The 14,217-nt window shown below is 72.1% G+C and carries 15 protein-coding genes; 3 read left to right on the top strand and 12 right to left on the bottom strand.

The window, feature by feature from the left end:
- Positions 1 to 204: 204 nt before the first annotated feature.
- From fliG to SJY14_RS03390, 5 genes are read right to left on the bottom strand one after another with little or no spacing between them, the layout of a single operon-like run.
- Positions 205 to 1,260, bottom strand: coding sequence for a flagellar motor switch protein FliG (fliG, locus tag SJY14_RS03410; RefSeq protein ID WP_396599802.1), 1,056 nt, complete (start codon positions 1,258 to 1,260; stop codon positions 205 to 207).
- On the bottom strand, positions 1,257 to 2,948 hold the full coding sequence (gene fliF / locus SJY14_RS03405; RefSeq protein WP_396599801.1) for a flagellar basal-body MS-ring/collar protein FliF: 1,692 nt from the start codon (positions 2,946 to 2,948) through the stop codon (positions 1,257 to 1,259). Before fliF ends, fliG begins: the two co-directional genes overlap by 4 nt.
- A complete protein-coding gene (gene fliE, locus SJY14_RS03400) occupies positions 2,948 to 3,304 on the bottom strand; it encodes a flagellar hook-basal body complex protein FliE (RefSeq protein WP_071256177.1) in 357 nt (118 codons plus the stop codon). Before fliE ends, fliF begins: the two co-directional genes overlap by 1 nt.
- The gene (locus SJY14_RS03395) at positions 3,304 to 3,699 is read right to left on the bottom strand and encodes a flagellar basal body rod protein FlgC (protein WP_043596823.1); all 396 of its coding nucleotides are present in this window, start codon (positions 3,697 to 3,699) and stop codon (positions 3,304 to 3,306) included. Before SJY14_RS03395 ends, fliE begins: the two co-directional genes overlap by 1 nt.
- Positions 3,699 to 4,043 (bottom strand): flagellar basal body protein, encoded by a 345-nt coding sequence (locus tag SJY14_RS03390; protein WP_043596821.1) that lies wholly within the window; start codon positions 4,041 to 4,043, stop codon positions 3,699 to 3,701. The genes SJY14_RS03395 and SJY14_RS03390 overlap by 1 nt, the downstream gene beginning before the upstream one ends.
- A 192-nt stretch (positions 4,044 to 4,235) precedes the next feature.
- Between SJY14_RS03390 and SJY14_RS03385 the strand changes: the two genes are divergently transcribed.
- On the top strand, positions 4,236 to 4,520 hold the full coding sequence (locus tag SJY14_RS03385) for a hypothetical protein (RefSeq protein WP_396599800.1): 285 nt from the start codon (positions 4,236 to 4,238) through the stop codon (positions 4,518 to 4,520).
- Positions 4,513 to 5,046 (top strand): hypothetical protein, encoded by a 534-nt coding sequence (locus tag SJY14_RS03380; RefSeq protein ID WP_396599799.1) that lies wholly within the window; start codon positions 4,513 to 4,515, stop codon positions 5,044 to 5,046. The genes SJY14_RS03385 and SJY14_RS03380 overlap by 8 nt, the downstream gene beginning before the upstream one ends.
- 165 nt (positions 5,047 to 5,211) lie before the next feature.
- Here the strand turns inward: SJY14_RS03380 and SJY14_RS03375 are convergent, their stop codons facing one another.
- A complete protein-coding gene (locus tag SJY14_RS03375) occupies positions 5,212 to 5,910 on the bottom strand; it encodes a response regulator (protein WP_071256174.1) in 699 nt (232 codons plus the stop codon).
- Positions 5,907 to 7,829 (bottom strand): ATP-binding protein, encoded by a 1,923-nt coding sequence (locus SJY14_RS03370; RefSeq protein ID WP_396599798.1) that lies wholly within the window; start codon positions 7,827 to 7,829, stop codon positions 5,907 to 5,909. Before SJY14_RS03370 ends, SJY14_RS03375 begins: the two co-directional genes overlap by 4 nt.
- Before the next feature lie 302 nt (positions 7,830 to 8,131).
- Here SJY14_RS03370 and SJY14_RS03365 point away from each other — a divergent pair, with 302 nt between their 5' ends.
- Positions 8,132 to 9,667, top strand: coding sequence for a CitMHS family transporter (locus SJY14_RS03365; RefSeq protein ID WP_396599797.1), 1,536 nt, complete (start codon positions 8,132 to 8,134; stop codon positions 9,665 to 9,667).
- A 60-nt stretch (positions 9,668 to 9,727) separates the two neighbouring features.
- Here the strand turns inward: SJY14_RS03365 and SJY14_RS03360 are convergent, their stop codons facing one another.
- The 5 genes from SJY14_RS03360 to SJY14_RS03340 all read right to left on the bottom strand — a co-directional run bounded on the left by SJY14_RS03360 (position 9,728) and on the right by SJY14_RS03340 (position 13,911).
- Positions 9,728 to 10,063, bottom strand: a complete 336-nt coding sequence (locus SJY14_RS03360; RefSeq protein WP_396599796.1) for a hypothetical protein — start codon at positions 10,061 to 10,063, stop codon at positions 9,728 to 9,730.
- Positions 10,053 to 10,529, bottom strand: coding sequence for a flagellar export chaperone FliS (gene fliS, locus SJY14_RS03355; protein ID WP_396599795.1), 477 nt, complete (start codon positions 10,527 to 10,529; stop codon positions 10,053 to 10,055). Before fliS ends, SJY14_RS03360 begins: the two co-directional genes overlap by 11 nt.
- Positions 10,529 to 11,917: a flagellar filament capping protein FliD gene (gene fliD, locus SJY14_RS03350; protein WP_396599794.1), complete on the bottom strand. Its 1,389-nt coding sequence runs from the start codon at positions 11,915 to 11,917 to the stop codon at positions 10,529 to 10,531. Before fliD ends, fliS begins: the two co-directional genes overlap by 1 nt.
- A gap of 189 nt (positions 11,918 to 12,106) precedes the next feature.
- Positions 12,107 to 12,973 (bottom strand): flagellin, encoded by an 867-nt coding sequence (locus SJY14_RS03345; protein ID WP_043594809.1) that lies wholly within the window; start codon positions 12,971 to 12,973, stop codon positions 12,107 to 12,109.
- Positions 12,974 to 13,089: 116 nt separating this feature from the next.
- Positions 13,090 to 13,911, bottom strand: a complete 822-nt coding sequence (locus SJY14_RS03340) for a sigma-70 family RNA polymerase sigma factor (RefSeq protein ID WP_396599793.1) — start codon at positions 13,909 to 13,911, stop codon at positions 13,090 to 13,092.
- Between the last annotated feature and the right edge of the window lie 306 nt (positions 13,912 to 14,217).

Genomic DNA, 14,217 nt, shown 5'->3' with positions numbered 1-14,217 from the left:
CCGCACCTCCCGGCCCCGCGTGCCGAACCCGACCCGCACCTCCCGGCCCCGCGTGCCGAACCCGACCACGTCGGCCCGACTCGCCGCTCACCTTCATCAGCAGCCGGCGTGTCACCCTGCCGTTGTCGCGATTTGCACAGGGAAGAGGGAAAGGGCCGGCGGGCGCGAGAGGAGGGGCGGGTGGGGTGGTCGGTGGGGGCCGGACTACTCGACGAGGGCGTCGTCGTCGGAGCGGTGCATGGTGATCGCGCCCATCGCCTCGAGTTCGCGGATGGCGCGCACGACCGACGCCCGCGCCTCCTCGATCTGCGACTTGCGGACCGGACCCATCGACTGCAGCTCGTCGTCCAGCAGCTCGCGGTTGCGCTCGGAGACGTTGCCGCGGATGACCTCGGTGACGGCCGACGGTGCGCCCTTCATCGCGGTGGCGAGGATCGCCGCGTCGATGCCGCGCAGCACCTGCTGGATGTCGCGCGACTCGAGCTTGACGATGTCCTCGAAGGTGAGCATGCGCGAGCGCACCTCCTCGGCCAGCTCGGGGTCGCGTTCGTCGAGGCCCTCGAGCAGCGCCTTCTCGGTCGCCACGTCGCTGCGGTTGAGGATCTCGATCAGCGGCTGGATGCCCCCGACGACCTCGACCTGCTCGCGCGGGGCGACGACGGCGCCGGCCCGCACCTTGAGGGTGGCCGCGACGATGCCGACGGACTCGGGGGTGGCCGTGCCCATCGTCGCGATGGCCTGGGCGACGTCGGCACGCAGTTCGACGTCGAGGCCCGACATCACGGCGGAGGCCTGCTGTGGTCGCAGGTGGGCGAGCACCAGGGCGATGGTCTGCGGCAGCTCGCCGTCGAGCAGCGTCACCACCTGACCGGCCTCGGCCTCGTCGAGGAACTCGAACGACTTGCCGGCCATGTTGGACGCCATGCGCTCCATCACGCCGGCGGCGCGCTCCGAACCGAACGACGCCTCGAGCAGACCGACGGCGACGTCGTGCCCGCCGCGGCGCTGGTAGCGACCGCTGACGCTGAGGTCGTGGAACTCGGCCACGGTGGCCTCGGCGATCGACGGGTCCACGCGACGCAGGCGCACGATCTCGGCCGCGATCTCCTCGGCCTCGACCTCGCTGAACTCCTTCATGACCGCGGCCGCACGGGCCTGGTCCATCTGCATCAGGATGACCGCGACCTTCTGCGGTCCGGTCAACGGCTTGCCGACCCCGGGGGCCGCCGGGGCGCCGAAGGTGGTGGGGACGAGGCTCATGCGGGCTGCCGGTCGTCCATCAGGCCGCGCAGCAGCTCGGCGGTCTTGCCCGGGTCGCGCTCGGCCATCGCGTCGATCTCGGCGCGGCGGCGCTCGGCCGAGACGAACTCGGGCGACGGCGTCGGGGCGTCGACGTCGAGCAGCTCGGTCTTCGCCTCGCCCATGCCGGGCAGCGTGAGCCGCGAGGTGGCGACGGCGTCGTCGAGCGACAGCGGCATCGTGGCGTCCCAGGTCTGGGCACCGTTCTGCGGGGCGAGCTCGCCGAGGTCGACGTCCTCGCGGTCCTGGCGGCGGCTGCGGCGGGCGAAGACGATCAGGCCGACGATGGCGGCGATCGCGATGGCCGCGACGATGCCGACCGTGCGGATGGTGCCCCACATCGCCTCGCTCGCGCTCGCCGCGTCGGCGGCCTTGAGCGCCTCGGCGGCGGCGTCCGCGGCCGAGGTGTCGAAGTCGACCTGGGCGACCTGGACGGTGTCGCCGCGCGCGGCGTCGATGCCGGCGGCGGCGCCGACGAGGTCGCGCACGCTCTGCATGTTGACCCCGTTGGCCGCGGCCGAGTTCAGCGCGACCGAGACCGTCTGCCGGCTGACCTCGCCGGCCGGCACGTTCAGGCTCTCGGTCACCTTGTCGACGGCGTTGTTCTTGGTGGTCGACTCGTTGGTGTATCCGCCGTCGGCACCGGTGCCCGCGGTGGTCGTGCCGTCGGCGGCGGTGCCGTTCGGCACCGCGATGTTGTCAGGGCCGAGCACGCCGGTCGCGCCGGTGCCGTTCGCCCCGTCCGCCCCCGAGCCGTACTGCTCGGTGGTGCCCGACTCGTTGAGGGCGATCGGCCCCGAGGTCGGCTGCGAGAACGACTCGGTCACCTTGGTGCCCGAGCTCTGGTCGAGGTCGGCGGCCACCACGACGGACGAGTTGCCGGGGCCCACCATCTTGTCGAGCATCGCCTGCACCGACGCCTGGACCTTGGACTCGTAATCGCTCGCGTCGCCGCCCGCGCCTCCGACCGCTCCGCTGCCGACGGCCGACAGCACCGTGCCCGAGGCGTCGGTGACGGCGACGTCGGTCGCCTTCATGCCGTCGACGGAGGCGCTGGTCAGGTTGACGATGGCCTGCACCTGCTTGGAGTCCAGCGTCGCGCCGGCCTGGGTCTCGACGAACACCGAGGCGGTCGGGTCGCGCTGCTCGGCGACGAACACGGACTCCTCGGGGATCGCGAGCTGCACGCTGGCGTTCTTGACGCCGTCCATCGCCTTGATCGTGTTGGCGAGCTCGCCCTCGATCGCGCGCTTGTAGGTGACATTCTGCTGGAACTCGGACGAGGTGACGCCCATCGTGTCGAGCAGCGAGTAGCCGCCACCCGAGCTCGCGGCGGGCAGTCCGGCGGCCGCGGCCTTGAGGCGCTCGTCGTAGACGACGTTCTCGGGCACGAGGATCGTGCCGCCGCCGGCGGTCAGCTGGTACGGCACGCCGTCGGTCTGCAGCAGTTCGACGATGGCGCTCGCGTCGGTCGGGTCGATTCCGCTGAACAGCGGCGTGTAGGTGGGCTTGCCCAGCCAGCTGACGAGCGCGACGATGCCGAGCACCAGGGCGGCGAGCAGGATGACGGCGATCGTGCGCTGCGCGACCGTGAAGCTCTGGAGGGCGGCACCGAGCTTGGCGAGCTGGCCCTTGACGGCGGTGGGCATCAGGCCTGCATCCTCATGATCTCGTTGAAGGCGTCGACGCCCTTGTTGCGGACGGCGCTGACCAGCTCGAGCGTGACCTGGGCACGCGTCGCGGCGATGGTCGCGTCGTGGATGTCGGTCAGGTCGCCCGTGACGGCCTTGACCGCGAGGGTCTTCGACTCGGACTGCAGCTGCTGCAGGCCCTCGACGGCACCGGTCATGGTCGCGCCGAAGGTCGCGCCCGAGACCGAGGAGGCGCCGGTCGCGCCGGTCGCGCCCGTCACGTCGGACGCTCCGCCGGCCTTCATGAGCGCGCTCACGTCGGCGTAGCCGCTCTGTTGCACGGCCCCGAGGGCCTGGATTCCTGCGATGGGCATCAGCCACGTCCGATCTGGAGTGCGGCCTCGTAGGCCGTCTTGGCACGGTCGACCACGGCGGCGTTGGCCTGGTAGCCACGCTGCGCCATGATCAGGTCGCCCATCTGGGCGCCGAGGTCGATGTCGGGCATGCGCACGTATCCCTCGGCGTCCGCGAGCGGGTGGTCGGGGAGGTACGTGACGCGGCCGGCTTCGCTGCCGTAGCGGTCGGCCTTGACGAAGACGCCCGAGGTGCCGGCCCCCTCCTGCACCTCGACGTAGCGGGCCTGGAAGGCGGTGTCGTCCATCGACTTCACGGTGTTGACGTTGGCGATGTTGTCGGAGACGGCGTCGAGCCACTTGCGGTGCACGGTCAGGCCGGTGCTCGCGATGCCGATCGCGTCGAAGGCGGTCATCAGTTCGTCCGGAACGCGGCGCGCACGGCCGTCAGCTCGGAGTTCATGGCCTGCGTGGCGAACTGGTACCGCAGCACGGTGTCGACGTTCGACAGGGTCTCGGTGTCGAGGTTGACGTTGTTGCCGTCGAGGCGCGTGGGCTCGAGGCTGCGTGACGTGGACGCTTGGACCGCTCCGCTGCCGGACGCGACCGACCTGCCCAGCGCCTCCTCGAACTGCACCCGCTTGGCGGTGTAGTTGGGGGTGTTGACGTTCGCGATGTTCGCGGCGATCGTCTTCTGGCGCAGCGAGAGACCGTCGAGGGCGCTCTGCAGCGCCGCTTGCGTCACGGATTCGAGTGGCATGCCTGTCCCGGTGGGGTCGGTGGAGTGCGGGGGCCGATCCGTGGCCGGGGTGTGCGAGCGATCCGTGCTCACGGCGCTCTATCGGCGGGGCGCGGGGCGGCGTAAGCGGTGCGCGGGCAGCTGCCCCGTAGTGGGGGCGCACGCCCGCTGCTGCTAGCGTCGCGCCCAGGACCGGGGGACGGAGGCGCGCGCATGGACGAGGACGGCCGACGGCTGCTGGGCCTCGGGGACGAGCACGCCCCAGACCCGGACGAGAAGATCGTCGTGGACGACGACGAGGCGGCTGCGGAGGATACTCTGGGCCGCCGGTCGGTCGGTGCCATGGTCGGGCTGGTGTTCCTCGCCCTCGTGGTCGCGGCGATCGCGGTCGGGGTCGTGCTGCCCCTCCTCCTGTGGCCGGTCGGCTTGTGGATCGGCCTCCAGCAGCAGCCCGCCGAGATCGTGTCGCTCTGGTGGTTCGTGGGCCTCCGTGGGTGACCGCCGAGTGCTCTGCCTCGTGGTGCTGGGCCTCGCCCTCCTCACGGCGTGCAGCACGGGAACGACGGGCCCTCACGATGCGGACGACGGATTGACCCTCGAGGAGACCGGCGCGGTCGCCACGGAACTGATCGACGGCCTCCAAGCCCAGATCGACCCGACGCTCGTGACGAGCGTCGAGACCCAGGAGGACAGCGCGGCGGCGATCGGCGGCTCGGCGGACGACGCCGACGGCAGCATCCAGGAGTGGCGGGTGCTGCGGTACGTGAACCTCGTGCCGGACGCACCCCAGCTCGAGATCGCCGAGTCGGTGATCGACGCCCACGTCTCGGACGGCTGGACGGTGGGTCTCGACCGTGAGACGTCGAACGCAGGAGGCCGCTGGGTCACGTTGACCTCGGACGACGGCCGCTACGACGGCTTCGAGCTGACCGTCCAGGCCGGCGACGACGGTGCGTCACCCGGGCAGAACTACGTCCTCCTCGGCGTCGTCGGACCGACGGTCGAGACCGATCCCTCCGACTGAGCCGAGCCGCGCCTCCTCGGCTGAGCGTTCGACGAGGAGGCGCAGTCGCACCGCCGACTGGACGTCGCACCGCCGAAGTGGGCGGTGCGACGTTCGGTCGGCGGTGCGGTGCGGCGGCGGGGCGACGGGCAGGAGGCGCGGGTCGCGTCATGGGCGCGGGTCGCGTCAGGGGCGCGAGTAGCGGTGCTCGGGGCGGCCGGTGGTGCCGTAGCTGAGCTTCATCGTGACGAGGCCGTCGGCGGCGAGCGCCGCGAGGTAGCGCTGGGCCGTCGCGCGAGAGACCCCGACCCGGGCGGCGACGTCCGCCGCCGAGAGCTCGACCGGCCCGACGTCGGCCCCGCCGACGGCACCGGCACCGGCCTCCGCGCCGAACTGCTCGAGCACCGCCTGCTCGGTCGCCGACCGCGACGGCGAGGCCGCCTTCGCCGCGTCGCCGGAATGGAGGATGCGCAGGGCCCGTTCGAGCGCCTCCTGGTCGACGGCCGTCCGCTCGTCGAGCACGTTGCGGTACCGCTGGTAGGCGCGCAGCCGGTCGACGAGCGTGCCCGACGCGAAGGGCTTGATCAGGTAGCCCAGCGCCCCGCGCCGCAGGGCCCGCCGCACGGTCGCCGCGTCCGACGCGGCGCTGAGCACGAACGCGTCGACGTCGACCTCGCGCAGCAGGTCGAGTCCGCTGCCGTCGGGCAGGTGCACGTCGAGCAACAGCAGGTCGACGGGCCGTTCGGCCAGGACGCGACGCACCTCGGCGACCGTCCCGACCGGGGGCAGCGCCCGCAGGCCGGGCAGCTGCTCGACCTGTCGGCGGTGCAGGTCGGCGACGTAGAAGTCGTCGTCGACCACGAGCACGGTGAGTTCGGTCGTCACGGGGTGGTCCTCTCGGAATCGCGGGGGTCGCCGCCGGTGCGCGGGTCGTGCCGGTCGTGTGATGCAGCGGTGGCCGAGGAGGCGCGGGCCGGTTCGGACCCGCCCGTCCCCACCGCCTCGCTCGAGACCGCGCCCACGAGCCTCGCGCAGAAGACCGCACCGTGCTCGTCGCCGCCCGGCGAGCCGAGCCAGACGTCGCCGCCCCTCCGTCGGGCGATGTCGCGCGACAACGGCAGCCCGAAGCCCAGACCGTGCACGCGCGTGGGGTCGACATCGCCGGGCCCGGCGTCGGGGTCGTGCGGCACGCGGTCGAACAGCAGCCCCGCGTCGGCCACGCCGTCGCCCGAGTCCATCACCGACAGGTGCAGGTCGGTGCCGTCGTCCAGCACCTCGACCTCGATCCAGGCCGGGGTGACGCGACCGGCCACGGCGGCCCGGACCGCGTTGTCGACCAGGTTGCCGAGCACGGTCGTCACGTCGCCGGGCTCGACGACCGACCCCGTGACGAACGTCTCGGGCCCGAGCTTCAGCAGCACCCCGCGCTCGGCGGCCTCGACGCCCTTCGCCCCGAGGAACGCCTGCAGGTACGGCTCGGTCAGCCGGTCGGCGTGGGCGACCGGGTAGCGCAGCGGCCCGTGGTCGAGCACGTCGGCGAGGTAGGCGCGGGCCTGCTCGGCCCGACCGAGCTCGAGCATCCCCGACAGGGCGTGCAACCGGTTGGCGAACTCGTGCCGCTGCGCACGGAGGGCCGTCGTCATCGCACCGACGGCGTCGAGTCGACGGGTCAGGGCCTCGACGGCCGTGCGGTCGCGCACCACCGCGACCCGGCCGAGGTCGACCCCGTCGCGCGACACCGGGCGCACGTCGACCAGCAGCACGTGGTGGTCGACCACGAGCGTGGTGTCGGTCGTGGTGCCGGCCGGCGTTCCTGCCGGGGTCACCTCGACGTCGCCGTGCCGACCGCTCGAGCCGAGCAGCGCGACGAGCCCCTCGGGCAGGTCGAGCCCGTCGAGCGGCTGCCCCACCACGGCGCCCGCGTCGAGTCCCAGCAGTCGAGCGGCCTGGTCGTTGCACACCGTCACCACGCCGTCGCGCGACACCGCGAGCACGCCCTCGCCGACGCCGCCGAGCACGGCCTGCTGGTTCTGCACGAGGGTCGACAGCTCTTCGGGCTGCAGACCGAGGGTCGCCCGGTCGAGCCGCCGACGGATCAGGACCGACGCGACGACGCCGAGCGCGAGGGCCAGCACGGCCACCCCGACGACCGGCAGGGCGTCCTGCACGAGCGTGTCGTAGACCCGGGTCGGCGCGTAGCCGACGCTGACCTCGCCCACGACGTCCGCCGCGCCGCCGGCCGAGGCCCCGGGCGCGTACACCGGCACCTTCGCCCGGGCCGAGTCGCCGAGCGTGCCCCGCTCCCACGCGACGACCTCCTCGCCCCGCAGGGCCGCGTCGGGGCTGGTGCTGACCCGCTCGCCGATGCGGGAGGGGTCCGGGTGCGCCAGCCGCACCCCGCGATCGTCGGTCACGACGACGAAGAGCGCCCCGGTGCGCTGCTGGGCCGCGACCGCGGTGCGCTGCAGGGCTCCCCCGGCCAGCGCCTCCTGGTCGATCTCGGTGCCGTCGACGCTCAGCAGCGCGACCTGCTCGCGGACGTCGGCGTCGCTCGCGACGCTCTGCGCCACGGCGAGCGCCGTCGACTCGGCCTCGCGGGCCAGGCGCTGGACGGCGATGGTCGCGAAGACGGCGCTGGTCAGCAGCACGATGGCGGTGACGACGGCGAGCTGCAACAGCAGCACCTCGGTGGCGAAACGTCGCTTCCGGAGGCGCGGCGTCGCCCCCTGCCCCGGCTCGCGTCGCGCACCCGCCCGACGGCTCGCCGGCGTGCGGCGTCCCCGTGGTGAGCTGTCGTCGGTCACGCCGCCAGGGTACCGGGCATGGCCGACGCGCCCCGCGCCTCCTCGCGGCCCCGCCCTGCCCTCGCGCACGCGCCGCACCGCGTTTCGTGCACCGCACCTCGTCTAGATACGGTGCGGTGCACGAAACGCGGTGCCGAGCCGGGGCGGGTCGGGGTCGGGCGGGGCGGGGCGGGCCGTGCGTCCTGAGCAGAACGCGCAGAACGGTGCCAACGCGCGATAGTCGGCCAATGCGCACAAGCGCGACGGGGCTGCCCGGCCGCGGCTAGCGTGCCCGGACACACGAACCGGACGAAGGAGTCCTGATGCTCGTCATCCTCGGTTATCTGATGATCGCCACCTTCATGGTGCTGATCATGACCAAGCGGCTCTCGCCGATGCTCGCCCTGATCATGGTGCCGACCATCTTCGGCCTGTTCGCGGGCGCCGGCCTCGGCATCGGCGACATGGTGATCGAGGCGATCGGCGACCTGGCCCCGACCGCGGCGCTGCTGATGTTCGCGATCATGTACTTCGGGCTGATGATCGACGTCGGGCTGTTCGACCCGCTCGTGCGGTTCATCCTCCGCGTGACCGGCAACGACCCGGCGAAGATCGTGCTCGGCACGGCACTGCTGGCCGGGGCCGTCTCGCTCGACGGCGACGGGTCGACCACGTTCATCGTGACGACCGCCGCCATGCTGCCGATCTACCTCAAGCTCGGCATGAGCCCGGTCGTGCTGACCTGCGTCGCAGGCCTCGCCAACGGCACGCTCAACATCGTCCCCTGGGGCGGGCCGACCGTGCGCGCCGCCGCCGCCCTCAACGTCGCACCGTCCGACATCTTCGTGCCGCTCGTGCCGTCGCTCATCACGGGCCTCGTCATCGTGTTCGTCTTCGCCTGGCTGATGGGCCTGCGCGAGCGCCGCCGCCTCGGCACGGTCGAGCTCGGCGGCTCGGTGCTGGCCGCCGCGGCCGAGAAGATGTCACCGCTGTCGCGCGAGCTCGCCACGGCCGCCCGAGGCGGCGGACCGGGCAAGGCCGGTGTCGGCGTCTCGATGTTCACCAGCCCCACGGTCGCGCTCGGCCTGCGCGGCGGTCGCGCCGACGGCAGCCGGGCGGACGCCCCCGGCGAGCGCGCGATCGACAACCCCGGTGGCCCGGCCGGCACCGACAGCGAGAACGGCACCCCGATGAGCGGCACCCTGGCCGACACCATGCTCGACCCCACCCGCGAGACCCTGCGCCCCAAGCTGATCTGGTTCAACTTCGCGCTGACCGTCGTCGTGATGGTCCTGCTCGTGCTCGACCTCTTCCCCCTGGCCTACGTGTTCATGGTCGGCGTCGCGGTCGCGCTGCTGATCAACTTCCCGAAGGTGAAGCAGCAGTCGGCCGAGATCGTCGCCCACGCGCCGAGCATCGTCGGCGTCGTCTCGATGGTCTTCGCCGCCGGCGTGCTGATCGGCGTGCTCAACGGCACGGGCATGGTCGACGCGATGGCGCAGTGGCTCGTCCAGGTGATCCCGAACGAGATGGGCCCGTACCTGGCCGTCATCACGGGGCTGCTCAGCCTGCCGCTCACCTTCTTCATGAGCAACGACGCCTTCTACTTCGGCATCCTGCCCGTGCTCGCCCAGAGCGCCGCGGCGTTCGGCATTGAGCCGGTCGAGATGGCGCGCGCGTCGGTCATCGGCCAGCCCGTGCACCTGCAGAGCCCGCTCGTGCCGGCGATCCTGCTGCTGGTCAGCCTCGCGAACGTCAACCTCGGCGACCACCACAAGAAGGTCCTCTGGCGGGCGGCCGTCGTCTCGGTCGTCATGCTCGTGGTCGCCGTCGTCGTCGGGGTCATCCCCTTCGGCTGAGGCTGCGGCCGGGCCGGGCCGGGCCGGGCCGGGCTGGGCCGGGCCGGGCCTTGCTCTGCCTCAGCCGGTGGCGTCGAGGTAGACCGGGCGCGACGGCTCGTGCGACGCCTCGACCGTGCGGACGGCGCCGAGGTGCTGCAGCACGGCGGCCCGGGCGGCCTCGAGGCGGCCGATGACGCCGCGCTGGCGCTCGGCCAACGAGGAGGCGCGGGTCGCCAGGTCCTGCGGCAACGGGCCCAGCCCCGTGGGGGGCGTCCAGCGTCGGGGAGGGGTCGGCACCGTCGCCGTGTCGGCGTCACCTGCGGGAAGCGAGGCGTCCGCCTCGGCGACCAGCGCCTCCAGCTCGTCCAGGGCCGCGCGCCAGGCGGCGTGCGTGCGTTCGGTCCTAGGCGACACCGAAGCCTCCGGACAGGCCCGGGACGGTCGAGGCGGCACCGGCCTGCAGCGAGGCCGCGGCCTCGTGCCACGCCTGGCGCAGCGGCTCGAGCAGCCCGGTGACCTCGCGGGTCTGCGCGACGTCTCGGTGCACATTGGCGTTGACCAGGGCGGTCGACGTGTAGGTGTACAGGGCGAGGAGGCCCTCGCCGCCGTCCCAGACGTCGATCTTGAGCGACGACGACAGCTCGGCGATGATCGCCTGGGCGTGCAGCAACTGCTCGGAGGCGGCACCCCAGTTGGCGGCGACCTGCGCGGCCTCGGCGCGGGACAGGTCGAGCATGAGGCGGTCGTAGAGCATCGTGACGAGCTGCACGGGCGTCGCCGACAGCACGGCGTCGCTCGTGTACCGGGCGCGCTGCTTCTGCACGACGGCCGAGGGGCCGGCCGAGGCCGCGGCGAAGGCGGCGAACGAGGTGGCGTCCATCAGCTGCTGCTCGTCGAGAGGGTGGCGAGCTGGCTGGTGATGTACTTCTGCTGCGCGGTCAGGGCGCTGAGCGAGGTCTCGAGGGCCGAGTAGGTCTTCTGCAGGCTCGCGCGGCGAGCGGAGAGACGGTCGTCCCAGTCGCTGACGCGGTTGTTGAGGTCCTTCACGACCGACTGCTGCCCGGTGATGACCTTCGTCAAGGAACCGTCGAACTTGTCCGACACGGCGGTCGACGTCGAAGCGACCCGCGCGGCGATGGCACTCATCGTGGCCTGCACCTTCGCGGGGTCGGCGGCGAGCGCGGCGGCGAACTTCGTGGCGTCGACGGCGAACTGGCCGGTCTTCGCGTCGATCGAGATGCCGATGGTGCTCGGCGACTGCCCGTCGACCGGGCTGAGCACGGCGTCGGTCAGTCGCTGCGTGATGCCGCGGGTCGTCGAGTTGCTGCCGAAGACGCCGGCGGTGACCGTCGTCGTCCCCGTGGAGCTGGTCGACGTCGTCGCGGCGCTCCTGGCGCTGATGAGACTCAATGCCCCGTTGACACCGGCGATCAGGTCGGTCGCGACCTTCGTGGCGGCCGTCGCGTCGCGGGCGATCGCGAGGTGCACCGGCTCGGTCGTCGTGGCCGAGACGGTCACCGAGACGCCGGGGATCACATCGGTGAACGTGTTGCTGCTGCTGCTGACGACCTGCTCGGCCGCCGTCCCCGCCCACAGCGTGATCGAGGCGTCACGAGCCTGCGAGATGACGGCGGCGCCGGGCTGGGCGATCAGGTCGGGTGCGGTGCCGGCGGCCACGTCGGCGGCGGTGCCGCGGAAGACGTCGAAACCGCCCTCGGTGCCGCTCTTCTGGCTCGACAGCTGGAGGCGGTACTGGACGGCACCCGAGGCGTCCTTGCCCGAGGCGACCTTGACGGCCGAGACGCCAGCGGCGGAGGCGTTGATCGCCGTCACGACGTCGTCGAGCGACGAGGAGGCGGCGGTCACCTCGGTCTTCGTGCCGGCGGCCGAGACGAAGGTGAGCGTTGCAGGCGAGTCCGGCCAGGCGGTCATCGCCGCGGTCACGGCGGTCTTCGACGAGGCGGTCGAGCCGACCACGAGATCGATCGAGCCGGAGACGGCCCCGGCCGCGGTGGTGGCCGTGACGGCCGTCGAGCTGCTGGTGGGGGTGAAGAGCGAGAGCGAGCCGGCCTTGGCGGTCGAGGTCGCGAGGGTCGCCAGGTCGGCGATCCGGGTGTTGAGCCCCTGCAGGGCCGTGACGAGCGTCTGCCCGGCGGTGGCCTTGTTCTTCAGGATGGTCTGGGGCACGGCCTCGGACTGCATCAACGTGTTGATGAGAGTGGTCGTGTCGAGCCCGCTGACGAGTCCGTCGATGCCGAGCGAGGCCATCTGGTGCTCCTGTCGAGGTGGGGTGTCCGGGGTCGGACCGTGGGGCAGATCGAAGTGGGGGGGAAGTGCTGAGACCGGGTGGCCCGACGGTGCAGGATCAGCTGCACCGTCGAGGCCACCCGGTCTCGAACCGCTTTGAGGTGGTGGGTCAGGCCCGAGCTGGGAGCACGGGACCCTCCTCGGCTACGACTAGCGGAGGAGCGACAGCACGCCCTGGGTGCTCTGGTTCGCCTGGGCCAGCATCGCGGTGCCGGCCTGGCTGAGCACGTTCGAGCGGGTGTACTTGACCATCTCTTCGGCCATGTCCACGTCGCGGATGCGCGACTGAGCCGCCGTGAGGTTCTCCTTCGCGACGTTGGTCGACGCGATGGAGTGCTCGAAGCGGTTCTGGACGGCACCCAGCTCGGAACGAGCCGTGGACACGTTCTTGATCTGGGTGTCGATGGCGTCGATCGCCTTGAGGGCGTCGCCGGCCGAGCCGAGGCCTGCGGCCGTGGCGGCACCCGTCGGGTCGGCAGCCTGGGCCGCGATGCCCTTGACGACGGTGGCGACCGCAGCGATGTCGGTCAGCTTGACGTCGATCTGGTCGTTCGCAGCGGTCGAACCGGCACCGACCTGGAACGTCAGCGACTTGTCGCTGTCGAGCAGGTTGATCCCGTTGAAGTTCGTGGACCCCGAGATGCGGTCCAGTTCCTTGCCGAGCGACGCGACCTCGGTCTGGATGGCCTTGCGAGCGTCAGCGTTGTTCGAGTCGTTGCCCGACTGGACCGCCAGGTCGCGGACACGCTGGAGGATCGAGTGCACCTCGGTGAGGCCACCTTCAGCGGTCTGGACGACCGAGATGCCGTCCTGGGCGTTGCGTGCGGCGACGGTCAGTCCGCCGACCTGCGAACGCAGGCCCTCGGAGATCGCGAGGCCGGCCGCGTCGTCAGCGGCACGGTTGATGCGGAGGCCGGACGAGAGCTTCTCGAGGCTCTTCGACAGGTCGTTCTGCGTGGCGTTCAGGTTGCGGTACGTGTTGTTGGCCGCGAGGTTGGTGTTGATCTGCATACCCATGGTGTTCTCCTCCGTGACTGGGTGGTGTTCGTCGGCCCATCCGTGGGCTGACACCGGCTACTGTCGGCCGGTCGACCGCGGCTGTAAGTCAGCCGCAGAAGTTTTTTCGGGCGATCTCAGACCGCCGTGCTGACGACGACCGCGTCGGGCTCGCGCATGGCGCGGGCGATGCCGACGGCGGCATTGGTGGCGACGCGCGACAGGTACGCGCTGCGGCGGGCCGGCGCGGTCTTCGAGACCGGCGTGAACTCGGCGTCGGGGTCGTCGGCGTAGTGCGACTCGAGGGCGTCGCGCAGCAGGCGGACGGCCTCGGTGCGCTGCTGCGACACCGCCGAGTGGGTGATGCCGAGCTCGTCGGCGATCTCGGTGACGGTGCGGTCGCCGAAGTAGACGCCCTCGACGATCAGGCGCATGCGCTCGGGCAGGGCCTCGACCGCGGCGGCGACATAGCGGCTGCGCTCCGACACGAGCAGGTTCTCCTCGGGCAGCGGCAGGTCGGCGGCGAGGTGGTCGGCGACGGTGTCGTCGAGTGCCGAGACGGTGCGGGCCGCGTCGGTCAACGCACCGGCGGCCGTCTGGCGGTCGACACCGAGGGCACCGGCGATCTCGTCCACGCTCGGGGCGCGTCCCAGGGTCGCGGTGAGCGCCTCCTGCACGGCGAGGGTCTCCTTGATGCGCTTGCGCGTGCCGCGGCTGGCCCAGTCGCCCGAGCGCATGTCGTCGGCGAACGCGCCGACGATGCGGGTGCGGGCGTAGGCGCCGAACGGGATGCCGAGGGTGGGGTCGAAGGCGTCGGCGGCCTGCACGAGGGCGACGGCACCGACCGAGGCGAGGTCGTCGCGGGACAGGTGGGTGGCGCGGGCGCACACCTCCGAGACGAGGTAACCGACCAACGGCAGGTTCTCCACCACCATGGCGTTGCGTTCGGTGCGGTTCATCGCGACTCCCAGTGCGAAGGGGACCTCTGTGGTCCGGTGACGGTGACTCCGGGCGCGACGAACGGCCCTCTGATCAGGGCACGTCGACAGGGTTCGCCGAGGAGGCGCGGGTCGCCCGGACAGGTAGGGGCGGGACCGCGGATGGTGCGCTGCGACCGACCCGTCGGGGGCCCGTCGCTGCTCTGCAACGCTATCGAGCAGGAGGGGGGTGGCGGCAGGCCGGGACTGCCCCCAGTGCGGGGGAACGGTCGTCATCCCTTCGGGGGACACACCCCGTGCCCCCACCCCCGGACTGGGTCGGAACGC

Origin of the sequence: Frigoribacterium sp. R86507, assembly GCF_044597695.1 — a bacterium.
Taxonomy (GTDB): domain Bacteria; phylum Actinomycetota; class Actinomycetes; order Actinomycetales; family Microbacteriaceae; genus Frigoribacterium.
Note: the sequence above shows the minus strand (reverse complement) of the source record. Positions and strands in the feature narration are given on the sequence as shown.